This is a genomic window from Streptococcus sp. SG1, from assembly GCF_030439935.1.
Classification (GTDB): Bacteria; Bacillota; Bacilli; order Lactobacillales; family Streptococcaceae; genus Streptococcus; species Streptococcus gordonii.
The window spans coordinates 25,764-49,742 of sequence record NZ_JAQFJC010000010.1 but is presented as its reverse complement, the minus strand read 5'-3'; the positions used below and the strand labels follow the sequence as shown (position 1 = coordinate 49,742).

Genomic DNA, 23,979 nt, shown 5'->3' with positions numbered 1-23,979 from the left:
CTCAATTTAAAACTTCCCTCGATTAGTCAAGTCTTCTACCTTAGGCATAACTTCCTTATTATCCCAATGCTCCACAACCAAGCCATTCTCCAAACGGAAGATATCGTACTGGGCATAGGCAACTTCATCAATCTGAGTCTGCCCATAGCTGACCACATAGTTTCCTTGTCCCAAAAGCTGGAAAACAAAATCAAAAGTGACACCATGTTCAGCCACATAGTTTTTATAAGCAGCACTTCCTTGGCCAATCTCATGATTATGCTGAATCAGATCGTCTGCCACATAATCATTCCACTGCTCCAGTTCCCCATTTTGGAAAATTTCTGTCAAGAAACGACGGACTAACTTTTTATTTTCTGCTGTCTTATCCAAATCTGTGATTTCAAAATCACCAAAAATCTGATCTAATTGGCCGTTTTCAGGTGTTCGATAGTAGTCAATAACATCCCAATGCTCCACGATACGACCATTCTCATCCGCACGGAAAGTATCTGTCGTCACCCATTGAGCTTCCCCACCATTGAGATATTGATGAACATGGACGAAGACCAGATTGCCATCCTCAATAGTGCGAACAATTTTCATCTCACGCTCGGGATGGCGCTCAAAGAAATTTGCAAAGAAAGCCGCAAACCCTTCTTTCCCATCTGGCACACCTGTCGAGTGTTGAATGTAGGTATCTCCTACAGACTGAGTTTGAGCCTCAGCAACTCGTCCGTCTTGAATAGCATGAATGTATAGATTTTGTGCATTTTCAACTTGTTTTGACATAATTTATGCCTCTTTTTCTTTTAAATTTGCTAAGATGCGTTCCTGATAACTTTCAAACTGACGAATTTCTTCCTCTGAGAAGCCTTTATAAAAAATAGCATCCAATTTTTGACTGATACGATGGCCCACTTCTTTCTGAGACCAACCCCGCTCTGTCAACTTTACATATTTTTTTCGCTTGTCTAAACCACACTGACTAAAGGTCACCAAACCCTGCTCTTCCAACTTTTTCAGCATAGTCGTCAGCGTATTATTGGCTAATCCTGTCTCCAGCGCAATATCTGTCGCCGTCGCGCAGCCCGTTTCACTATTCCATAAAACTGTGAGAATCTTGCCCTGCTCACTTCGATAAAGAGCTTCAGGATCCTGATTCAGTAACTTTTGAAAAATTCGCCCATTCAACAAACGAATATGATAGGCTACTAAATGACTGTCTTTCATACTTCCTCCAATTTATTTCTATATCGAATCGATTTTAAATTATTGTAACACCAGATATTACATCTGTCAAGAATTTTATTCTATTTCGAAATAATTTTAAACTGAATAAAGATTTTAAACTAAAAATTCCAAACAAAAAAGCCCAGTGTACAGAGGAAATCCCCCTCTCGCACTGAGCTTCTTTTTATCTTAGTAGTATTCACCCTGACGGTAATCCCATGAGTTGAAAGTATCGGACAGGTGCATCATGATTTTGTCAATGTCCAAGCCTTTGCGGATGACAACTGGTGCTGGTGAGATGGAACGTTGACCACCTTGTTCTGGAATCAGTTTTCCATCCTTATCAACCATTGAGACCATAACACCTTGCTCATAGCGAGTTTCAATGGTCTTGTCTGGCTGGATAGAGGCTACATATTCATCTGCTTCAATGACTAGGTCAACTGCGTTTTCAATGCGCTCGCCAATTCCTTCGACCTTACCGCGGTTCCCTTTACCAGATGGGTTGGCTGAAGAAGCATAGACCATCTTACCTTCTTCCCAAAGCTTGGTTGCCAGCTGCTCACCCGCCTTACCAAACTTAATAACAAAACAGCTAGTTCCACGAACGTCTGTCATCAGCTCTTCTCGACCGTCGCCATAGGCTTTGAGATTTTCGAAAGCTTCAGGCTTCCATGGAAGGATACAGCCCAAGAGGATATCTTCATCCCAATGCTTTTGATAAAAGGCTTCAATTTCAGGATTGAGCTGAGCCAAAGCACGGAGCTCATCCATGCTGCCACAGAGGACAACACCAGGCTTATTACGGTTACGTGCCTTAGCTTCGAACTTACGCTCCAAACCTGCCTTATCGCTGGTCATAATGATGTAACCTACCTTAGTCGGACAAACGATACAGCCCCCATCGCCTTTAAGAATGTCATAACCTTCTTGTGAAAGAGTTCCGTTCCATTGAATGTGTTTTGTCATAAGTTTATTCCTTTTCTATTAAATTAAGATTTATTTTACCATATATTTTTATCAGAGACAAGATATATTTAGAATTTTCTGAATATATCAAAAATATAGTTACTGCCAATAAGATGGACGATTTTTTTCATATTCTGCAATCAAATCCTCATACTGCAGGGTAATACCGATATCATCCAACCCGTTGAGGAGCTTGTGCTTCCATTCTCCATCAATGTCAAAGGAGAATTCTCCCACCGGTGAAAAAATCTTCTGCTGTTCCAAATCCACTGTCACTTGATCCGTTGGTTTCAGATTCGCCAAAGCTTGCCGAACTTCCAGTGGCTGGACGATAGGTAACATGCCGTTATTAAGTTCATTGTTGTAGTGAATATCCCCGAAAGATCCGGCAATAACTACCTTAAAACCGTAGTCAGCCAAGGCCCAGGCAGCATGTTCCCGAGAGGAACCCGCTCCGAAATTGTCCCCTGTAATCAGAATAGTCGCCTTGCGGTACTCCGGTCTATTAAAGACGAAATCAGGATCTTCGGTGTACTGATTGTCCAGATAGCGCCAAGCGTACATGAGATACTTGCCAAAGCCCTTTTTATCAATCAACTTGAGAAACTGCTTGGGCAAAATTTGGTCCGTATCAATATTATCGTTCATGAGTGGGACTGTTGTCCCTGTATAGATTGTAAATTTTTCCATAAACCTTCCTTACTGGATCTCCGGTAGCTGACGGACGTCTACGAAGCGTCCGGCAATAGCTGCCGCTGCTGCCATGGCAGGACTGCAAAGATGAGTCTTAGCTCCAAAGCCTTGCCGATCCTCAAAGTTCCGATTACTTGTAGAGGCACAGTGGACTCCATCTGGCACCTTATCTGGATTCATTCCCAGGCACATAGAGCAACCCGGATCGCGCCACTCAAATCCTGCATCCATGAAAATTTTATCCAGTCCCATTTTTTCAGCAGCCCGCTTGACTGGGCGAGAGCCTGGTACGACGATAGCAGTCAGATTAGGAGCAATGTGCTTACCAGCGACAAACTTAGCTGCCAGCTGCAAATCGCTGAGTCTAGCATTAGTACAGGATCCGATAAAGATATAACCTAGGTCAATATCTTCTGCTTTCTTACCCGGGGCGAGGTCCATGTAATTGTAGGCTCGCTCGTCGTTCATGTCACGTATTTCTGGGAAAGCAGCACCAAACTCTACTCCCATAGAAGGATTGGTTCCCCAAGTCACCATTGGTGCAAGCGTGGAAACATCAATCTCAATGACCTTATCATAGACAGCATCGGGATCACTGACCAGAGTCTTCCAATCAGCTACTGCTGCCTCAAAGTCCTTGGGAGCGCCCGGCCGACCCTTAACGTAATCATAGGTCTTCTGGTCGGGGTTCATAATGCCCATCTTGGAGCCAAACTCAATAGACATATTGCAGATGGTCATACGCTCTTCCATGGTCAGATGGTCAATCGCATCACCAGCATACTCGACCACATGACCGACACCTGCAGCCACACCATATCTGGCAATCAGAGCGAGGATAAAGTCCTTGGAATAGACACCTTTAGGTGGCACTCCGGTAAATTTGACCAGCATTTTTTTAGGCTTGACCTGCCAAATGGTCTGCGTGGCAAAGACGTGCTCCACCTCCGAAGTACCGATTCCAAAAGCAATGGCTCCAAAAGCTCCGTGAGTGGCCGTGTGACTGTCACCGCAGACAATGAATTTGCCCGGCTGGGTCTTGCCTGTTTCAGGTCCAACCATATGGACAATCCCCTGCAACTCTGATCCGTGAGCCGCATGCTCGATGCCAAAATCCTTGACATTCTCAGAAAGCTTATCAATCTGAGCCTTGGAAATCACATCCCGGATATCATAAATATTGACCGTAGGAACATTATGGTCAAATGTACCAAATGTCAAGTCCGGCCGTCTAACTTTGCGCCCTGCGTCTCGAAGGCCTTGAAAAGCCTGAGGACTGGTTACTTCATGAATATAATGCTGATCCACATACATAAGCTGAGGCTGGCCTTCTTGACCTGTTATTACATGCCTTTCCCACAGCTTATCAAAAATCGATTTTCCAGCCATACTAGCTTCTCCATATGTTATATAAAATTCCGATTTCAACTATTATTCCGCAAATCCAAGCCAACCAGAAATACCATTTTCTGGTCTTATGATGAAAGAATTGACCGCCTAATAAAGCGCCCAAACCTCCTGCTGCTAACGCTGACATCAGCAAAGTCTTCTCTGGAATGCGGTAGTGATTTTTCTTAGCCTTTCGCTTATCCCAGCCATAAAGCAGGAAAACGACAAGGTTCCATAGCAGGCAAATACCTGTTAGTATCCATTTCATAAGCTATTGATAATGGCCTCCGTCATTTGAGCTGTCCCTGCCTGGCCACCCAGATCTCGCGTTAAAATCCCTTGAGCCAAGGTCTTCTCCACTGCTGCTTCAATCGCTTCTGCTGCTTCAAGCTCTGCAAAACTATCCCGTAGCATCATGGCTACAGAAAGGATCATGCTGATAGGATTGGCAATACCCTGCCCCGCAATATCGGGAGCCGAACCATGGATAGGCTCGTAAAGACTTGGTCCAGAAGCCGAATGACTGGCTGAAGGCATAACTCCCAGCGTCCCTGACAAGACACTGGACTCGTCTGAGAGAATATCCCCAAAGAGATTTTCTGTTACTACAACATCAAACTTAGCAGGATTGGTAATCATAAGCATCGCAGCGCTGTCCACCAGTTGGTGCTCCAAGGTCACATCTGGATAATCCTTGGCCACTTCATCTGCTACTCTGCGCCAGAGTTTGGATGTCGCTAGCACATTTTGCTTGTCAATACTGGTCACGTGCTTTCTGCGACCACGCGCAATGTCAAAGGCCTTACGGACAATTCGTTCCACCTCTTCATAGCTGTAGTCGTTGATATCCCGCGCAGATTTGTCCTCCAAAATATGCTCGCCAAAGTAAATCCCACCAGTCAACTCGCGCACAACCACGAAATCCACACCAGCGATCCTTTCGGCTTTCAAAGGCGACAAATGCTTAAGAGCATCATAAATCTTAACTGGACGAATATTAGCATAGAGCTCAAGCTCCTTGCGCAGAGCGAGCAAACCTTGCTCAGGCCGAACTGGGGCATTATCATACTGGGGACTGCCGATAGCTGCTAGGAGTATAGCATCTGCTTCCTTGGCTGCTTCTAGAGTAGACTGAGGCAGAGGATGACCTTCTGCATCAATCCCAGCACCCCCAAAATCCTTCTCCGTAACATGATAAGTAAAACCGAACTTATCCGCAATGGCAGCCAGTACTTGAAGACCTGCTTCCATGATTTCTGGCCCGATACCATCACCCGCCAGAGCTACGATTTTTTTTGTCATAGGGACTCCTTCCTATTCACTAGCGGGTAAATCATGATAAGAAACGCGACGGCCAATTTCACCTGCATTTTCCTTTTGAATAAAGGTATTGGCATGGATATAGGCAATAGCACTAGCCTTAAGAACATCAAAGTCAATACCAGAAGAGTTAAAGATCGTATCTGTATCCGTATTTTCTACAGCTACCAAGACGCGAGCCTGTGAGTCGATACCATCCGTTACTGCCTCGATGTTATAAGACAAAAGCTGAACAGACTGGTTAAAGAATTGGTCAATCGCATTAAAGATAGCTTCAACACTTCCCTTGCCTTCTGCCACACAAGTGACTGTCTCACCATCGCCATTAACCAACTGCACATCAGCTGTGATAGTTTGGTCATCATTGGTCGTTAACTGCAGATCATCAAATCTGAATCCTTCTGGATTTTCAACCGTCGTTCCAGCAATCAGAGCTCGAATATCAGCATCTGTGACTTCATTTTTCTTATCTGCCAGAACCTTAAACTTAGCAAAGAGATTATTAATTTCAGATTCAGCAAAGTCCAGAGCCAATTCTTTGAGTTTTTCGACAAAGGCATGGCGACCAGAGAGTTTACCAAGTGGGAGTGAGTTGCTCTTGACACCGACCAACTCTGGGGTGATGATTTCATAAGTCAGTGGGTTCTTAAGAACGCCATCCTGATGGATACCAGACTCATGTGAGAAGGCATTGCCACCAACGACAGCCTTGTTCTTAGGCACTGGAATACCTGAAAAACGAGACACAAGTTCAGAAGTATTAATGGTTTCATTAAGGACGATATCTGTCTCAACCTGATAATAGTCTTGACGAATCTCTAGGGCAACCGCTACTTCTTCCAGAGCCGCATTACCAGCACGCTCACCAATACCGTTGATCGTGCCTTCCACACGTCCAGCACCATATTTAATCGCAGACAAGCTGTTGGCTACTGCCATTCCCAAATCATCATGGCAGTGAGGACTATAAATGATTTCGCGGTCCGTTTGGACATTGTCAATCAGATACTTGAAGATATTACCAAACTCTTCAGGTGTAGTAAAACCAACCGTATCTGGAATATTGATGTAGCTAGCACCCGCGTCAACTGCTGTCTGAACGACTTGAAGCAGAAAATCTAGCTCTGTCCGTGTCGCATCCTCAGGAGAAAACTCAACAATCTCAAACTTAGAGCGAGCGTAAGAAACATGTTCCTTAATGGCCTCTAAAATCTCTTCTTTGGACTTTTTCAGCTTGAACTCTCTGTGAATGGGACTAGTCGCAATGAAGACATGAATCTGCGGGTGCTTAGCATCCTTGAGTGCTTCATAGCAGGCATCAATATCAGATTTAACCGAACGTGCTAGGCCAGTGACCGAAGCTTTGGTGATTGCTTTGGCGATTTCCCGTACTGCTTCAAATGAATCTGGACTAGCAGCTGGGAAGCCAGCCTCGATGGCCGAAATTCCCCATTTTTCAAGTTGTTTAGCAATAGCAACCTTTTCCTTAACGGAAAAGTTCACTCCAGGTGTCTGCTCACCATCCCGAAGGCTGGTATCAAGAAACTCAATTTTTCGTGTCATAGCAACTCCTTTTCTAATACACAAGGACTCTTATAATCAAGGCAAGATAGTGTAAACTAGCAGCGGAAAATATCCCTCAGAGACTAGTACCTTTAGCCTGACATAAAAACCTAAATCAATATTGAGGTGAGTAGGTATAAAAAAACATCTCACTTGAGGAACAAGCGAGATGTTGATTTACTCCCGCTTGGTAAGCCAAACAGGACTAATGCTTTTGCACTAGCCCGAGTAACGCAACAACAAAGCAAAGTTTGAAGATTGGGTTGACTTCATGTTTGACTAACTCCTTTTGAGATGATTTCTTATTGTTTAGAATTCTAACACAGTATTTTTGTCTTGTCAAGAAAAAGTCGATATTTTCTGAAAATTTTTAATATACTGCACTCTGTTTCTACCCAGCCAAGTCTTTTTGTTATTAGGAAAAGGAAGATTCGATCAAATCTTAAATATTAAGAAAATTGATCTTGACTAGACAACTGCTTTAAAATTGTCTTTAAGTGTCCAATTCCCCTCTCTACCAAAGCATCTACATCATCTTCTGCTTTTTCAGGATAAGTTGGATACAGGAAATTCCCCACTAAAATCATGGGTTTTCCAGACGAGTCTTTTTCTAGACGATAAAAAGAGATAGCTGAAGCCTTGTTGGCTTGCTCTGAACGCTCATATCCTGTCAGCCACTCCTTATCTCCGATAGTGACCTTTCCTTCTTTAGAAAAATGATGACCGTCATCAATCATAGTTTGCTTTAGAGCTTTTTCAGAAAGTTTCTGATTATCTTGAATACGCAAAGTATAAATTTGTACTAAAAAATAACGACCATCTTCTTTAGCAGTATAAGCCACATCTTCATTAGGTTTTAGACTTTGTTCAAGATCTAGTTCCCATTCTTTTGGAATCATATACTTCAGGCTATCCACTGTCTTATCTTGACTATCTTTAACCCAAAGATAATAAGTTTCTCCATCAGAAATGGAGACCGGTTTAGCCTTTGAATAAACATCAAATTGTTGGTCAAGACTTAGCGGTCCTTTCTTACAGGCTGTTAGGAAAAACAAGCCACATAAAAGAGTTGTTAATGCAAGAAAACTAATTCCAGCTCTTTTCATCTTTTATCCTCCTCATTCAAAGCTTTATTTTATTATACCACATACTATAATCTGCCCACTAATAACTATGACAAATATGCTGGGGTGTTTTACTAAATTCTGCTTTGTGATTTACTAATTTTTGATGTATAATGAAAGAATAGTAAAGAAAAAGGATTGAATCGTATGGCTACCATCAAAGATATTGCCCATGCAGCCGGTGTCTCATCTGCGACTGTTTCGCGAGTTTTAAACCAAGATCAAGCCATGTCTGTCAGTGATGAAACGCGTACCAAAATTTTTACTATCGCTGAACAGCTTGGTTATAAAAAATCAAAGAGAACAAATAAACATTCTAAATCTTCTCACAGAGTTGCTATAATCGAATGGTATACAGAACAAGAAGAATTAGATGATCTCTACTACTACTCTATTCGTTTAGGAGCTGAAAAAAGAGCTCAAGAATTAGGCTATGAGATCATTAGAATTTTCAACAATGATTCTATGGCTCAACTAGAAAATATTGACGGAATCATTGCTATCGGTAAGTTTAGTCCTGATAAGATAAAAGAACTGGAAACTTACAGTGACAACTTAGTTTTTGTCGATAGCGATACCTTAAAATCTGGTCATTCTTGCGTCACAACCGACTTTGAAAACTCCGTCATCAATGTTATAGATTACTTTATCAACAGTGGCCTAAAAAAAATTGGTATGATTGCTGGCCAAGAAACCTCTTCTGATAAAAGCACACTCCTATCTGACCCTCGACTCAACACTTTTCAATCCTATCTCAAACAACTCACACTATATGATCCCAACTTGATCAAAATTGGGAGTTTTTCTTCAGAAGCTGGATATAAAATAATGAAAGAGTTCATTATGGAGCTTGGTGACAATCTACCTCCAGCCTTCTTTGCAGCAAATGATGCCTTAGCCTCAGGCGCCTTGCGTGCTTTGCAAGAAGCTAAAATCCCTGTCCCAGAAAGAGTTGGCTTGATTTCTTTTAACGATACTTCTCTAGCCAAATATATGTATCCAAAACTCAGTACTGTGACAGTTTTTACTGAAGAAATGGGAAAACAAGCCATTCAAATTCTTGAGCAAAGTTTCCAAAAAGATGGTTCTTCAGTTCCTTATATGGTCAAATTAGCTACAAGATTGACTATTAGAGAAAGCAGCATTTAAATTAGAAAGACATACTATGAAAACCTACGAAAAACTCTATGATATTCTTAGTCAGGCCGATGATTATGTCAATGGTGAAAAAATAGCCCAAGAGCTAGGGATTACTCGGACCTCTATTTGGAAGGCCATTCAAAAACTTGAGAAAGAAGGCATTCAAATCGAATCAGTCAAGAATCGTGGCTATCGATTGCTTGATGGAGATTTGCTACTTCCTTCTTGGATTGAAGAACACGCTCCTGTTCAGGTTTCCTTCAATCCTGACTGTAAGTCCACTCAAATCGATGCTAAAGCTGGGATGGAAGCTGGCGCCCCATCCGATACCCTTTATCTAGCCACCTCCCAGTCAGCTGGTCGTGGCCGTTTCAGTCGTATTTTCTTCTGCCCTAGCCAAGGTGGCTTCTACATGTCTCTCCACCTCAAGCCCAACCTCCCCTTTGGCCAGATCCCATCTTATACTATCTTAACTGCGGGAGCCATCTATAAAGCTATAAAAAATTTAACTCTTATGGACATTGACATCAAGTGGGTCAATGATATTTATTATAAAAATAAAAAGATAGCTGGCATCCTAACAGAAGCTACTACTTCTATCGAGAATGGGCAAGTAACTGATGTTATTATCGGAGTTGGTTTTAATTTCTCTATTAAAGCTTTTCCTGAAGACCTCAAGGACAAGGCCGGATCTTTATTTGATAAGAAACCTCCAATCAGTCGTAATGAGCTCATTGCTGAGATCTGGAAATGCTTTTACGAAAGTGATCCAGAAGAACTCATCTACCTTTACAAGCAGCGCTCTTTGGTGCTGGGGAGGGAAGTCTGCTTCAGTCAAAATAATACTGACTACAAGGGTTTGGCTAAGGACGTTTCTGACAGTGGGCAGCTCCTCGTTCAGCTTGATAATGGTCAGGAAATCTGGCTTAATAGTGGCGAAGTTTCTCTAAGCAGTTGGTAATAGGCCACATAAAATCACAAGATAAAAGGACTGAGAAAGCTCAGTCCTTTTCTTATATTTATTTTAAATGTTTATCAATTTCATCAACAATCCGACCCATGACATAGGAAATCTGAAGATTCCGCAAAATCAGAAAGGCCCAGAAAATCGCCATGAAATAGTGTTCCGACATTATGGATTCATTAAAAAAGTATGTTTCAACAGCCGTAAAGAGAGCCACTGTGATAAATTGTCTTCTATTCATAAATGTATTATATCATGAAAAATTCAAAAAATCTTTTATTAGTCTTCTTGCACGGTAATTTTTTCAGCTAAAAAGTCAAATCCTTCTGGAATCAGTTTTTCCTCTCTCTTCTCTTCGACTTCAACTTTACCATTTCTGCTACGAGCCGAGAAATCCGCTCGGATCTTGGTCCATTCTTCTAAGGAAATAGCCAAAATTTCTGGTGAAAACCCTGCTGCGTTGCTAAGAATATTGCCAAACATGGTATTGAGATTGTCTCGCTTCATGGTCTGCTCAGCATTAAAATTAGACTCAAAAGCTAAGATGGCATGGCTTTCATTGGCTGCCACAGGTTGCGAGCCAGCTAATAAAGCCTTGTCCGCCCCAGATAAACTCTCAATGACCTCTCCCCAAGCATTCTGTAGCTTAGTCAGATTGCTACGAGCTAGGCTAGGATTGTCAACAGCTTCCTCCAGTATAGCATTAACTTTATTGCGATCTACACGGTAGCCCTTAGATTTCTGCGGCCGAATATCTGAAGTTTTGATAGGTGCTGCAGGTTTTCCATTGCCATTAGCCAGCTGCTGCTTGAGACTATCAAGCTCTTGCCTCAATCCCTTGAGTTCATCAGCTAGATTATCCGGAATAGCTGCCAACGTAGAATGGCTACTGGTCTCTGCCAGTCGAATGGTCATCATTTCTGTATAAATCTTAGGCTGCAGGCTGTTCTTGATATCAGGCAAACTCTTAGTTGCCATATCAATCATAGCAAAGAGAGTCTCCTGCGGTGTCTTGAGATTTTCCAGAAAGAGCTCACTGGCATGATGATTTTCCCCGCCAGTTTTGACAATGATTAGGTCACGCAGATATTGCAGAAGATCCGTTACGAAACGGGCCATATTTTTTCCGCTGTCAAAAATCAGATTGAGATTATCCAAGGCCGCAACTGAATCATGCGAAATCAAGGCTGCTACATAAGCATCCAAGGCTCCCAAGCTGATAGAGCCTGTGATCTCTTCAGCAATATCAGTGGTCAGACGTTTTTCCTGGGTTAAACTAAGAGCCTGATCAAGGATAGACAGGGCATCCCGCATACCACCTTCTGCTCTACGGGCAATAATCTGCACACCTTCTTGCTCAAAATTAATGCCTTCCTGCTCGAGAATCCACTCAATATGGCCAATAATGTCCTGCGTCTTGATAGACTTAAACTCAAAACGCTGAACACGGGAAAGAATAGTCGCTGGGATCTTATGTAGCTCAGTCGTCGCTAGGATAAAGACCACATTTTCTGTCGGTTCTTCCAAGGTCTTGAGCAAGGCATTAAATGCCCCTGTTGAGAGCATGTGCACCTCGTCAATAATATAGACCTTGTGCTTAGCCATACTAGGTGCATAGGTAGATTTATCCCGAATATCACGAATCTCATCTACCCCATTATTTGAAGCAGCGTCGATTTCTATGACATCTTCAAGGCTTCCCTCAGTAATGGCCTTACAAATATAGCAATCATTGCAGGGCTCGCCGTCCTTTTGATTCGGACAATTCATAGCCTTGGCAAAAATCTTGGCAACACTAGTTTTCCCTGTTCCACGTGGTCCAGAAAAGAGATAAGCATGGCTAATTTTCCCTTGCTCCACAGCCTGTCGCAGAGTGGTTGCCACTACCTGCTGACCCACCAGCTGACCAAAGGTCTGACTGCGGTACTTCCGATATAAAGCTTGATACATTAGGCTTTTTCTCCAAACATTTCAAAATTCCAAATCGTTTTTTCAAGCAAAATCTGGACGAACTTTTCCAGATATTCCTGATCTATCTTATCATAATCGCCTGTCAATGCCGAATCCAAATCTAGCACTCCCAAAAAGTGGCCATCTTTTACCATGGGCACCACAATTTCACTCTTAGCCCGGCTATCACAAGAGATATAGTTGGCATGCTGGCTCACATCGTCTACGATAATCGTTTGCTTTTTCTCAGCAGATTCCCCACAGACACCCTTACCTAAGGCAATATGGACACAGGAAACACCACCCTGAAAAGGCCCCAGAATCAGCTCATTTCCATCAAAAAGATAGAAACCAGTAAAAACCGAATGAGGCAGGGCTTGATTGAGAAGAGCGCTAGCATTGGAAAGATTGGCCAAAGCATTGGTCTCACCATCTAACAAGGCTTCCAGCTGTGCTAATAAAAGTTGATAATTTGAAATTTTATCTTTTGTGTTCATAGAGTCTATTATATCAAAAAAACAGTCTGATGGCCGTTTTTGAAATAAAAATAAGAAGTACAACTAAAATAAACTTTAAACTTTTCGTCAAGTGAAAATCCCAATAGATAAAGCAAAAACATCTCTCACCTTTAAGATTCTATTTACACCTTTTTTGTAAATCATCAATCGACCGAATAAAAATCTCAGGTTTTTCAGCATGAATATCATGCCCACTCTTGATATTATCTATTAGATGATTGTTCAACAAAAGTTTGTCTACTCGATTAGCATCTTTGTCATCCATAGCACTCAAGAGAATCCCATTTTTATCATAGTAATTCTTCTGATTCAAAGGCCGAGCCACATGAAGCAATATAGATGGACATTGAACTTTTTTCAAGATTTCTTCCTGTTCAAATCCCTTGAACCAAGAAAAATCATAAAATGTTGAGCCAAAACGAAGATCGTAATCTCCTGTTCCATCCTGTAAATTAGCTGTTAAGTCATAGATGAGATTCACTTGTAATTCTGGCGGATAGTACCAAATTCTAGGAATCTTTCCTGGATGATTTTTCATATAGTTCAGAGCTGGTTTTTTGACAATTTTATTAAAATTTTCCTCACCAAAAAGTTTTTTTAAATAAGTATGTTCTAAAAAATAGTCAGTATAATTTTTTTTACCGCTTTTTAAGAAATCATACATATCTTTAAATCCTAACCAAGAAAAAGTAGAAAGTGCTCGACTAGGCTCTGTTGAAAAGAACGGTGCATCTTCTATCAACAGTCCTCTAACAGTATCAGGAGCTAGTGCAGCTACCATTGTTGCCAGAATCCCACCTGATGAATGTCCTGAAATGAACACAGGAGCTTTTATAATATTATGAATAAACCAAATGAAATCCTGACTATTTTCCAGTGCTGAATATTTAGCAGGATTTTTACTAGACCCACCATGTCCATAACAATCTACTGCATATACATGATATCGCTTAGACAATTCTCCAAAAACCTTGGCGTAGTCCTCCCAAGATACTTGCTGGCCATGGATCAGGAGTAAAGGGGGACCATTTTTTGGACCTTCTCCATAATTAATAAGAGATCCATCTGGTAAAGTCACTTGCTTTTCTATCATCCCAGCTTGTCGTATATATTCAAGATTAGCCTTATCATAGTGATGATTGCGATAAGCAAACCACCCTGCACTTACCAATATAACAGCTATCAATATCAAAATAACTAACATCATTGTCCTTTTCATTCATCGCCTGCTACTTTTCTGAAAAATACTTAGGAGTTTCTAGAAAAAATTCGGATCTAATAACGCCAATCCTTGATTTTCATCTCCTAGCAAAAGAAGCTGATCTCCCGCTTTTATTTGAAAAATATTTCGTGCCCGAGGGGGTAAGTGGATTTCACCACGCTCCCCCACCGTTACTGTTCCAAAAATATATTTCCCTTTGATACTAGGAGTTGTCAATAAATTGCTCTCTAAATGTACTAGTTCATCCAAACTCACATCAAAAAAATCAGCGCACTTACCAATATAACAGCTATCAATATCAAAATAACTAACATCATTGTCCTTTTCATTCATCGCCTGCTACTTTTCTGAAAAATACTTAGGAGTTTCTAGAAAAAAATTCGGATCTAATAATGCCAATCCTTGATTTTCATCTCCTAGCAAAAGAAGCTGATCTCCCGCTTTTATTTGAAAAATATTTCGCGCCCGAGGGGGTAAGTGGATTTCACCACGATCCCCCACCGTTACTGTTCCAAAAATATATTTCCCTTTGATACTAGGAGTTGTCAATAAATTGCTCTCTAAATGTACTAGTTCATCCAAACTCACATCAAAAAAATCAGCTAATTGAGAGGAATAAATCACATCTGGAACGCTTTCTCCTGCTTCCCATTTTGCTATAGTCTGCCTTGATACACCTATTTCCTCGGCCAGTTTTTCCTGAGAAATATTCTCTCTTTTTCTTAAAATAGCAATATTTTTAGAAATCATTTTTTAATCTCCTTTTTATGATTACACTGTTAGTATAGCAAAAAAGCTGGTTGCTTCAACCAAGCTTTTCTTACTTTTTATAGACCTTTTGTTAAAATTCGTGGCAAAAATATTTTATTACTCCTCCAAAACCTTCACTTCTTCACCCTCCACAAGCAAAGCTTGACGATTATTTAGGGGAAGGAGATTCAGCTGGTCGCTGTATGTATCCAAAGTAGTCTGGGCACTTTCTACAAAGGGTTCTTCGCCAACATGAGGAAGAACATAAAAATCCACCTCGTTTAATGCCTCTGTACCATTCAGTTCCATAGCAACCGTCTTATCGTCCATGATCTTGTTATAGTCAATGTCCTTAGCTGTGATGATAGCACCAGCGGATTCGCCCACATAAACCATGCCATCCGCAATCTGCTCTTTTATCAAGGACAGAAGTTGCTTTTTCTTAAGTTCTTGCAAAAGGTAAAAGGTATTGCCACCAGAGATATAGAGGAGCTTACTTTGGAAAATCTTAGCTTGAGCTGTTTCTCTATCACAAGCTGAAATATCCAAGACCTCTACTTGAAATCCCAAGTCCTCAAAGGTTTGTAGGGCTTCATCAATATAACCCCTGTACTCTTCTACATTTCCAGCCGTCGGTATAAAAAGTACTTGTTTGCCCAATTGCTTTTCAGATACATATTGTCTGAACAATTCCTTGACTCCCGCAAAATAAGAGCATAAAAATAATTGTTTCATAGGATACCTCCCTTAGTTTTTCACGATTTGATAAAGAATCCATTGACCATTTCTTTGACTATTGAGGAGATGTAGGTCCAAGGCTGTCAAGAAGCTTTCCAGTTTTTCTTGCTTTGTAAAGTCTGGTAGGTAGTAAGCTAATTTGCTCCATTCACATGCCAGTAGAATGGTTCCATCTGGCTTAAGAATCCTCTTAAGTTCTAGGAACGCTTGAGTTAAATCCGACCAATGAAAATGCGTCTGAAAGGCTGTAATCAAATCAAATTCCTCAACAGGAAGATTTGTTTTCTCAACATTTTTCACCTCGAAAGATAGACCAGGCTCAGACAATTCTTCAGCTGATTTGATGGCTGTAGTTGAAATATCAATCCCCAAAACTTGGCTATCAGGAAAGTGCATTTTTAAATACTTCGAGGAGGCTCCATTTCCAACTCCAACATCCAAAATTGAATCAAATTGTTTCTTATAACCCAGCTGACTGACCGACCAAACAACCATGGGCATATAAACACGATTCCATAACTTCATCATCCATAGTCCAATAAAGCCTGATGGTTTCTTAGATTGGTAAATTAAGTAAGGAAAAGCCAGAATAATCATAAGGCCAATCATTGCTAGATAAATCATCTGTCTTCCCTCTCATATCTTCTACCATAAAGCTTTTTAGCTTCTTTAGTGTATTTCTTGATAAAATCCGTCTTGGAATCTGTATAGGCATCCCGATTGTGTTCATACTGTTTCCACAAAGAAAGTTTGAGCTGTTCATAGTTCTTAGCTACAGCAGGGTGCTCCTGTAAATAATCTCTAAAGTAAAGCTCATCATGATCACCTTCATAGCGCAGATGCAGATGGAAAACCCGCTTCGCAAAACCACTCGGTGTGTAGCCCTTATTAAATGACATCCGTCCTTGGCTTTCTGACATGAGGAGATAACCATTTTGTAGCAGCAAGTCTCTCGTTACCGCCATATCTGTTTCTTTGGGAATTTCCAGCATGATGTCCACTATAGGCTTGGCCCAGATGGTCTCTACTGATGTTGAGCCAATATGGCTAAGACGAACAATCTGATGTTCTGGCAAAAAACTCAAAAGCCGAAGTCGCTCCTCCTCATACCAGTCTTTCCACTCATCCTGATGCTCTCTTAAAAAAATCGGAAAAAGTTGCCACAGCTCTTCTAAAGTCATATCCTCTAATGCTTTAGTCATCATCCACTCTCCTTTAGATTCGAATATTCCTTAAACATATTATATCATTATCTGAAGCAAAAGAAGCGCACTAACAGTTAACTATAAATCGAAGAGGCTGGGACAAAAGTCCTAGCCTCTCAATTGTCTTTGGATCGTTGATCAAGACGCAGTGGTTGAGTGGGCTCTACTACGCTGATTTCATCAGCTTTTACAGCCCTACTCAACTGTGCGGAGGTGGGACAACGAAATCGAATTCTAACGAATTACCGATTTCTGTCCCACTCTCTTATTTTATTCTTCTTTTTTAGCCTTTTCTCTTTCCAATCGTAATTTCCGATTTGGATTAAGGCGTGTGAAGAGTTCTTCTAGCTTTTCTGCATTCCAGACGTCTGCTGCAGAGACAAAATTTCCATTTTCATCACGGAAAGATATTGGTTTATCACCCATTTCAAGCCTCCTTAGTCAACGAATTCAAACTCGAACTTGCCGATGCGAACTAAGTCGCCATCCTTGGCTCCACGAGCACGAAGAGCTTCATCAACTCCCATACCACGAAGCTGACGGGCAAATTTCATAACGGCCTCATCACGGTCAAAGTTGGTCATATTAAAGAGTTTCTCAAGCTTGTCACCTGACAGCACCCAAGTCGCATCATCATCACGAGAGATTTCAAAGGCAGGAGCTTCTTCGTCAAAGCCATAGTAAGCTTCCTCTTCCATTTCAGACTCATCGTAAAGAAGAAATTCAGGTGTCTTATCCAGTAACTCTGCAGTCGCATCCAAGAGGGTTGCAAGGCCTTGCTTAGTCAGACTGGAAATTGGGAAGATTTGTGGCAGTTCCGCAAACTCATCATAATTAGCTGCTAATTTCTCTTTGAATACCTTGAGATTTTCAGCACTATCTGGCATATCCATCTTGTTAGCAACGATAATCTGCGGACGCTCCATGAGACGAAGGTTGTAGGATTCCAACTCTTTATTGATAGCCAGATAGTCCTCATAAGGGTCACGTCCTTCACTCGCTGACATATCGATGACATGAAGAATAACCCGTGTCCGCTCAATATGACGGAGAAACTGGGTTCCCAGTCCGACCCCTTGGCTAGCTCCCTCTATCAAACCCGGTAGATCTGCAACTGCAAAAGACTCGCCAGACTGGGTGCGAACCATGCCTAGATTGGGCACGATTGTCGTGAAATGATAGGCACCGATCTTAGGCTTAGCCGCTGTAATCACGCTAAGCAGAGTGGATTTTCCGACAGATGGGAAGCCGACCAGACCAACGTCTGCTAGGACCTTGAGCTCCAGCAAAAGCTCCCGCTCCTGTCCTGGTTCTCCGTTTTCAGAAATCTCAGGTGCAGGATTTTTAGGCGTTGCAAAACGGATATTTCCACGACCGCCTCGGCCACCACGCGCTACGATAAATTCTTGACCATTTTCTACCAAGTCCGTCAGCACTTTGCCCGTCTCTGCATCACGAACTGTCGTCCCCTGTGGCACTCGAACAATCAAGTCCTCAGCCCCTCGGCCATGCATGCCCTTGGTCATACCCTTTTCACCAGACTGAGCCTTAAAGTGGCGATTATAACGAAAATCCATCAGAGTACGCAGGCCCTCGTCAACGACAAAAACAACATTGCCTCCACGACCGCCATCGCCACCCCAAGGACCACCATTGGGAACGTATTTTTCACGGCGAAAAGCAACCATACCATCACCACCATTACCAGCCTTAACCTGAATCTTGGCTGTATCTAAAAACATACTCATTCTTTCTCTACCTTCTCTTAAATTTCACTTTCATATTCCTAAAAAAAACGCTGAAAGAGCGTTTCGGATTTAAAATTATCTCAAAATAGCGCTGACTGCACTAGCAATAATGGCTCCGACTGTTACCACAATCATGATTACCACAACGACCATTGTTAATTTTTCAAATCCTGTTTTTTTGCGTTTTCCTTCATCTCCAAAAGCCACAATAATTACCTCTTATATTTTTATAGACTTATTCTAACATGATTGATAGTATTTTTCAAATGCTAGTCGCTTCAAATAAAAAAAGAAAGAAGAAAGGGATAAAAATGATAAACCTTATCTTCTTTCAAATTATTTTGATTACTTAAAAACTGACTTCTTATTTTTTTAAGCCATCAATTATTGCTTATTTTTCTTTCTTAAGACTACAAACACACCGCCAAGAATGACCAAAATTGAGACCCCAGCTACTGACAACCAGATCGCTGCTTGCTCACCCGTTTTTGGCAAGATTGGCTTATTGTCAGCTTTCTTGGTTCCTGGTGTTTTTGGATCTTGTTTATTTGAACCCTTTGGATCTTCTACCTTTGGATCTGGCGTTTTACGACCAGGATCATTCGGATCACCTTCACCTGGCTTACTTGGTTTATCCTTTCCTGGCTCTGATGGAATAGTTGGCGGATCATAGGTATTAATTAAGTCATAACCTTCAACTTTTGAACTATAGTTTACAATGGCATCTTCACCAATTGTATAGGTAATTTTTTGACCATTTTCATCATTCACTGGAAGACCACTAAATGTGTAGTTCCAACCATCTGCTTCGCTGACAACTTTAGATGCTACTACTTGATTGTTAGCATATAGATTAACTGTAATGCTCTGTGGACGGGTCATGTTTGTATCGTTAACCCATGTTTTATGACCTGAGACAGAGGTAACTGGTTTGTATGTATTGGTAAAAGTTGCATCTCCGTCATAAGAAACTGAACCAAATTTTTCACCCAATACATCAACAACTTTAACTGTTACTTTAACCTCTTTAGAGTCATAAGTGTAGCCATCTTCCTGCCCTGGAATTTCTTTAATTACATAGTTGAATGTACCAGCTTGGCTATAGTTGATTGCTGCGAAATTAATAGAACCATCAGCTTCATTTGTAGCTGTCTGTAAAAGTTGCCCCTTATCATCATAAAGACCAAAACTAAATTGTCCCTTAGTCAATTCTTTACCGACCAGAGTTTTTTGTGCCTTGATTACAACATCTTTTGATCGTTCTGCACTTCCATCTCCCGAACCAGCTTCCAATCTAAGTGAGCGATTGATTGTTCGTTCTTCTGGGAAGTTTGTAGCTGACCAAGACAATTTATTATTTACTGTATCACCTACTTTAGTTCCTGGTGCCACTCGAGTAGAGTATTCAATATACATTGGCCAATTGTAGTTATCACCAAAGTTGATTGTGAAGCCATTTACATCGCCATTTGCATTTTTAGAAAGAACTGCTTTCTTAGTAAAATTATCAAGAACAGGTAGAGTTAAAAGATGGGCTTCGTTACGAATTCCTCCTTGAACTGGTGCATAGCGCACAGCACGTAAACTTCCTGGCACAAGAGTTAAGCCATCACCAAAATTATCAGAAATAACCATTCCGCGAAGCATATCTTGTCGAGCATTTAAGATAATACGCCATTTAACAATACTTGGGTCTGATTTATCTTGGTAACCATATTTCATCTCGTACTCACCAGCTTGACCATCATCCTTTTTATATTGGAATGAAAAGTCGGTTTGGCCAAAACGGAATGAAACAGGGCCAGACTCTTTGACTGTGTCATTATTTAATCGAACATTGAAATTTAGAGACATTCTCTTATTTTCAGGCAAACGAGAGAAGTAATCACTGAAAGTTACTGTCACCGTCTGATTGTTCGGATCTACTTGAGCGGTACCAACAACTTCACCCTTATCATTTTTGACATCAATGACATTAAAATTCAAAACTGTAATAAGAGTTAACTCTTGAGGCAGCTTCAGAGTAAGCGTATCACCGCTATTAATAGCTTGTGAATCCGGAAAAGTAATGTCACTTGTCACAGCTAAGGTCTCATTTGTCGTAACTGTTGTATCGCTAGTTAGAGGACTACCATTTTTAGTTATAGTAACATTGTTTGTATAGTCAGTAACTTCAGTCGCTTGAGCTGATTTTGTTACTCCAAGACCAAAAACAATAGCCGACAACAAAATAAAGAATTTAAGAACAAGATTATTTTTTTCTTTCATTCATTATTCCCTCCTTCATATTTTATTATACCTAAAATACAGAAAAGTAGGAAATGTTTTATAGAAAAATAACAAAAAAATCAGTTATAGTACAAGATATATATGTAAATGGATTCATTTCATACAAAAAAGTAGCAAAATCAATGCTACTTCTTTGTTTTCATAGTTATTTATTCAATACCAATTTCCGCACGAACAACATCTGCAATCGTATCAACATAGAAATCAACTTCCTCATGGCTTGGAGCTTCTGCCATTACGCGAAGTAATGGTTCAGTTCCGCTTGGACGAACTAAAATCCGTCCATTTCCAGCCATTTTTGCTTCCATTTCTTCGATGATTGATTTGATAGCAGGGACCTCCATCGCCTTGTCCTTCATGCTATTTTCTACTCGAATATTGACTAATTTCTGAGGATAAATAGTTACTTCGGATGCAAGTTCTGATAATTTTTTACCAGTCTCTTTCATGATTTTGGTCAATTGTACAGCAGTTAACTGGCCGTCACCTGTTGTATTATAGTCCATGATAATCACATGTCCAGACTGTTCTCCGCCAAGATTATAGCCAGATTGGCGCATCTCTTCTACTACATAACGATCTCCAACAGCTGTTACAGCCTTTTGAATTCCTTCTCGATCTAATGCCTTATGGAAACCAAGGTTTGACATAACTGTAGTCACAATAGTATTTTGAGCCAACTGACCCTTTTCAGATAGATACTTACCGATGATGTACATAATCTTATCACCATCAACCAGCTCACCATTCTCATCCACAGCAATCAGACGATCGCTATCTCCATCAAAAGCTAAACCAATAGCAGCGCCTGATTCTCTTACAATCTCTTGTAAAGCTTCAGGATGAGTCGAACCAACATTCAAGTTAATATTAAGTCCATCTGGATTTTCTCCAATAACAGTCAATTGAGCGCCCAAATCAGCAAAAATCTGACGGGCACTTGTTGAAGCAGCACCATTAGCTGTGTCTAGAGCAACATGCATTCCTTCTAACTCTAAACCAGTTGAAACTAGATATTGTTGATACTTGCGTAGTCCTTCTGGATAGTCAACAAGAGTTCCGAGTCCCTCAGCACTTGGACGTGGCAAAGTATCTTCAGTCGCATCAAGTAGTGCTTCAATTTCTAGTTCTCGATCATCATCCAACTTGTAGCCGTCACCACCAAAGAACTTGATACCATTATCAAGTGCTGGGTTGTGGCTGGCAGAAATCATAACTCCGGCGCTTGCTTTTTCTGACTTAACCAAATAAGCAACACCTGGTGTTGCAATAACTCCAAGTTTATAAACATGAATACCAACTGATAAAAGACCAGCAATCAAGGCGCTTTCTAACATTTCTCCTGAAATCCGTGTATCACGTCCAACGAAGACCTTAGGCACTTCACTTTCGTGCTGGCTCAGAACGTAACCGCCAAAACGACCTAATTTAAAGGCCAATTCAGGCGTCAATTCCACATTTGCTTCTCCGCGAACACCATCGGTTCCAAAATATTTTCCCATTATTCTATTATTCCTTTCAGGTTATAAACTGTTTTATTAATGATTAGAAGAGCTCGTAGAAGTTGAGCTTGTACTTGTCGAAGATGAACCTGATGTCTTAGTCGTAATCTTCACTGTCGTTTCATAAGGACTAATGACACTTGGTATTGCAGTCCCAGTACTGTCTACAGCTCTCAAAGTTGCAACGCCTGTATAATTACCACTAATGACGTCACTCTCTGGTAAGACTGCTTCTACATGGTCAATTCTTTCCATGTAATCCTCATCAGTAAAGACGGTAACCTTCGAATCACCGAAGTTGACACTTGAAATTGAAACTCCTTGAGCAACCTGACTTTCTGTGATAGTAGTCTGTACAGGAAATGTCTTACTCACGCGCTTACCTACTTTTACAGTGATTTTATCAGGATTTACTGTTGCTGTCAGGCCACTAGGTAGATTATTAATGCTTAGTTTCACCTCTGAGATACCAGTCTTAACATTGGTCAGATCAGCTACTATTTTGAATTTACGAGTACTTTCCTGCATTTCACTGGCCAAGGTCAAGCGATTTGATCCCGTCAAACTAACTGTTGCTTCGGAAGAGAAACCACTTATGAAATATTCATCGCTGTCGTATTTCACGTCAATTGGAACATTTGTAATTGTATTAGTGTATGTTTCAGACTTATTTAAGCGAATGTTGGCATTGTTTTGGAAATTGTTTGAGGTTGCATAAACAAATAAAACCAGAGCAAAAAAGATAGAGGAGAGGATATACCAGATTTTTTTATAGTTTTTCATTTTCTATGCCCTCCCAGTATACGCTGATGCCAACCTTTTTTATCAGGTTGATCAGGAACCAAAACCTTACGAAGCTCCTCTTCAAATTCCTGCAGAGACAAATCATGCTTGAAGACACCATTGTGAGTGATAGAAATACCTCCCGTTTCCTCCGATACAATAAATGTAAAAGCATCAGAAACCTCAGATAGGCCGATAGCAGCCCGGTGCCGAGTACCAAATTCTTTGGAAATTCTTGAATTTTCTGTGAGAGGAAGATAAGCACATGATACAGCAATCTTATTATCTCTGATAATGACTGCACCATCGTGCAAAGGAGTATTGGGGATAAAGATATTAATCAGTAATTCACCTGATACATCAGCATCCAAGGGAATTCCAGTCGAAATATATTCTTGCAAGGTTCTGCTACCTTGAATCGCAACCAAAGCTCCAATCTTACGTGGACTCATATACTCAACTGCTTTGACAGAAGCTTGGATAAGCTTTTCTTCCGAGCTCATAGGAGTTGCTGAAAAAAGATCTGTTGCTCTACCTAAGCGTTCGAGTCCTGTTCGAATTTCTGGAGCAAAAATTACTACTGCTGCAATAACCCCATAAGTAATAACTTGATTAATCAGCCAAGAGATCGTTGCTAGGCCTAGAACATTTGCAATAATTTGTCCTAATACAAAGAGAAAAACTCCACGCAGGAGAATCATGATTTTTGTTCCTGCAACAGCCTTAGTAAAGAAATATAAGATCCAAGCCACCAAAGCAATATCAATGATATTAATCAAAATACTCCAGGGGCTGCCAAACAAACTGGACCAGTACTGGAGATTAGACAATTGTTGAAAATTCATAATCAATCCACCCTATCAAAGAAAACGTTCTTTTCTATTATATCACTTTTAGTAG

27 protein-coding genes are annotated in these 23,979 nt (G+C 40.9%); 2 read left to right on the top strand and 25 right to left on the bottom strand.

Going from position 1 to position 23,979, the window contains the following annotated elements:
- Positions 1-6: 6 nt before the first annotated feature.
- The 9 genes from PCY06_RS09095 to PCY06_RS09055 form a co-directional block, all read right to left on the bottom strand.
- Positions 7-771, bottom strand: a complete 765-nt coding sequence (locus PCY06_RS09095) for a nuclear transport factor 2 family protein (protein WP_082307702.1) — start codon at positions 769-771, stop codon at positions 7-9.
- Between the two features lie 3 nt (positions 772-774).
- Entirely contained in the window at positions 775-1,212 is a 438-nt protein-coding gene (locus PCY06_RS09090; protein WP_008808884.1) for a MarR family winged helix-turn-helix transcriptional regulator, read from the bottom strand.
- Between the two features lie 189 nt (positions 1,213-1,401).
- Positions 1,402-2,181, bottom strand: a complete 780-nt coding sequence (locus PCY06_RS09085; protein WP_082307703.1) for an L-threonylcarbamoyladenylate synthase — start codon at positions 2,179-2,181, stop codon at positions 1,402-1,404.
- Between the two features lie 99 nt (positions 2,182-2,280).
- On the bottom strand, positions 2,281-2,871 hold the full coding sequence (gene leuD / locus PCY06_RS09080; RefSeq protein ID WP_002897735.1) for a 3-isopropylmalate dehydratase small subunit: 591 nt from the start codon (positions 2,869-2,871) through the stop codon (positions 2,281-2,283).
- Between the two features lie 9 nt (positions 2,872-2,880).
- Complete coding sequence (leuC, locus tag PCY06_RS09075) at positions 2,881-4,263, bottom strand: 3-isopropylmalate dehydratase large subunit (RefSeq protein ID WP_082307704.1); 1,383 nt, start codon at positions 4,261-4,263, stop codon at positions 2,881-2,883.
- A gap of 1 nt (position 4,264) precedes the next feature.
- Positions 4,265-4,531 (bottom strand): DUF1294 domain-containing protein, encoded by a 267-nt coding sequence (locus PCY06_RS09070; RefSeq protein WP_061594043.1) that lies wholly within the window; start codon positions 4,529-4,531, stop codon positions 4,265-4,267.
- Positions 4,528-5,565 carry a 3-isopropylmalate dehydrogenase gene (gene leuB, locus PCY06_RS09065; RefSeq protein WP_082307705.1) on the bottom strand — a complete coding sequence of 346 codons (1,038 nt, stop codon included), beginning with the start codon at positions 5,563-5,565 and terminating at the stop codon, positions 4,528-4,530. The genes PCY06_RS09070 and leuB overlap by 4 nt, the downstream gene beginning before the upstream one ends.
- A 12-nt stretch (positions 5,566-5,577) precedes the next feature.
- Positions 5,578-7,146, bottom strand: a complete 1,569-nt coding sequence (locus PCY06_RS09060) for a 2-isopropylmalate synthase (protein WP_082307706.1) — start codon at positions 7,144-7,146, stop codon at positions 5,578-5,580.
- Between the two features lie 449 nt (positions 7,147-7,595).
- Positions 7,596-8,252, bottom strand: coding sequence for a hypothetical protein (locus PCY06_RS09055; protein ID WP_082307707.1), 657 nt, complete (start codon positions 8,250-8,252; stop codon positions 7,596-7,598).
- 165 nt (positions 8,253-8,417) lie between these two features.
- Between PCY06_RS09055 and PCY06_RS09050 the strand changes: the two genes are divergently transcribed.
- Positions 8,418-9,419, top strand: coding sequence for a LacI family DNA-binding transcriptional regulator (locus PCY06_RS09050; RefSeq protein ID WP_105165152.1), 1,002 nt, complete (start codon positions 8,418-8,420; stop codon positions 9,417-9,419).
- Between the two features lie 16 nt (positions 9,420-9,435).
- A complete protein-coding gene (gene birA, locus PCY06_RS09045; RefSeq protein WP_082307708.1) occupies positions 9,436-10,371 on the top strand; it encodes a bifunctional biotin--[acetyl-CoA-carboxylase] ligase/biotin operon repressor BirA in 936 nt (311 codons plus the stop codon).
- A gap of 58 nt (positions 10,372-10,429) precedes the next feature.
- On the opposite strand, the gene PCY06_RS09040 is transcribed toward birA, so the two are convergent.
- The 16 genes from PCY06_RS09040 to cdaA form a co-directional block, all read right to left on the bottom strand.
- Complete coding sequence (locus tag PCY06_RS09040; RefSeq protein ID WP_046165754.1) at positions 10,430-10,615, bottom strand: DUF3272 family protein; 186 nt, start codon at positions 10,613-10,615, stop codon at positions 10,430-10,432.
- A 38-nt stretch (positions 10,616-10,653) separates the two neighbouring features.
- Positions 10,654-12,324: a DNA polymerase III subunit gamma/tau gene (dnaX, locus tag PCY06_RS09035; RefSeq protein ID WP_301390517.1), complete on the bottom strand. Its 1,671-nt coding sequence runs from the start codon at positions 12,322-12,324 to the stop codon at positions 10,654-10,656.
- On the bottom strand, positions 12,324-12,821 hold the full coding sequence (locus PCY06_RS09030) for a GAF domain-containing protein (RefSeq protein WP_082307710.1): 498 nt from the start codon (positions 12,819-12,821) through the stop codon (positions 12,324-12,326). Before PCY06_RS09030 ends, dnaX begins: the two co-directional genes overlap by 1 nt.
- Before the next feature lie 139 nt (positions 12,822-12,960).
- Positions 12,961-14,061 (bottom strand): alpha/beta fold hydrolase, encoded by a 1,101-nt coding sequence (locus PCY06_RS09025; RefSeq protein WP_367400239.1) that lies wholly within the window; start codon positions 14,059-14,061, stop codon positions 12,961-12,963.
- A gap of 39 nt (positions 14,062-14,100) precedes the next feature.
- A complete protein-coding gene (locus PCY06_RS09020; protein WP_081106673.1) occupies positions 14,101-14,397 on the bottom strand; it encodes an AbrB/MazE/SpoVT family DNA-binding domain-containing protein in 297 nt (98 codons plus the stop codon).
- A 6-nt stretch (positions 14,398-14,403) separates the two neighbouring features.
- Complete coding sequence (locus PCY06_RS09015; RefSeq protein ID WP_045634994.1) at positions 14,404-14,814, bottom strand: helix-turn-helix domain-containing protein; 411 nt, start codon at positions 14,812-14,814, stop codon at positions 14,404-14,406.
- A gap of 117 nt (positions 14,815-14,931) precedes the next feature.
- Positions 14,932-15,549, bottom strand: coding sequence for a Type 1 glutamine amidotransferase-like domain-containing protein (locus PCY06_RS09010; RefSeq protein ID WP_045773707.1), 618 nt, complete (start codon positions 15,547-15,549; stop codon positions 14,932-14,934).
- A gap of 12 nt (positions 15,550-15,561) precedes the next feature.
- Positions 15,562-16,176 carry a class I SAM-dependent methyltransferase gene (locus tag PCY06_RS09005; protein WP_046165757.1) on the bottom strand — a complete coding sequence of 205 codons (615 nt, stop codon included), beginning with the start codon at positions 16,174-16,176 and terminating at the stop codon, positions 15,562-15,564.
- Positions 16,173-16,754 (bottom strand): GrpB family protein, encoded by a 582-nt coding sequence (locus PCY06_RS09000; protein ID WP_060970346.1) that lies wholly within the window; start codon positions 16,752-16,754, stop codon positions 16,173-16,175. Before PCY06_RS09000 ends, PCY06_RS09005 begins: the two co-directional genes overlap by 4 nt.
- 273 nt (positions 16,755-17,027) lie before the next feature.
- Entirely contained in the window at positions 17,028-17,183 is a 156-nt protein-coding gene (locus PCY06_RS08995; RefSeq protein WP_045634997.1) for a hypothetical protein, read from the bottom strand.
- An 11-nt stretch (positions 17,184-17,194) separates the two neighbouring features.
- A complete protein-coding gene (gene obgE / locus PCY06_RS08990; RefSeq protein WP_012000342.1) occupies positions 17,195-18,505 on the bottom strand; it encodes a GTPase ObgE in 1,311 nt (436 codons plus the stop codon).
- A gap of 75 nt (positions 18,506-18,580) precedes the next feature.
- Positions 18,581-18,712, bottom strand: a complete 132-nt coding sequence (locus tag PCY06_RS08985) for a DUF4044 domain-containing protein (RefSeq protein WP_012000341.1) — start codon at positions 18,710-18,712, stop codon at positions 18,581-18,583.
- A gap of 177 nt (positions 18,713-18,889) precedes the next feature.
- Positions 18,890-20,773 (bottom strand): Cna B-type domain-containing protein, encoded by a 1,884-nt coding sequence (locus PCY06_RS08980; RefSeq protein ID WP_061595788.1) that lies wholly within the window; start codon positions 20,771-20,773, stop codon positions 18,890-18,892.
- Between the two features lie 170 nt (positions 20,774-20,943).
- Positions 20,944-22,296 carry a phosphoglucosamine mutase gene (gene glmM, locus PCY06_RS08975; RefSeq protein WP_061583746.1) on the bottom strand — a complete coding sequence of 451 codons (1,353 nt, stop codon included), beginning with the start codon at positions 22,294-22,296 and terminating at the stop codon, positions 20,944-20,946.
- Positions 22,297-22,332: 36 nt separating this feature from the next.
- Entirely contained in the window at positions 22,333-23,079 is a 747-nt protein-coding gene (locus PCY06_RS08970; RefSeq protein WP_012000338.1) for a YbbR-like domain-containing protein, read from the bottom strand.
- Positions 23,076-23,924 carry a diadenylate cyclase CdaA gene (gene cdaA / locus PCY06_RS08965; protein WP_008808905.1) on the bottom strand — a complete coding sequence of 283 codons (849 nt, stop codon included), beginning with the start codon at positions 23,922-23,924 and terminating at the stop codon, positions 23,076-23,078. Before cdaA ends, PCY06_RS08970 begins: the two co-directional genes overlap by 4 nt.
- Positions 23,925-23,979 lie beyond the last annotated feature (55 nt).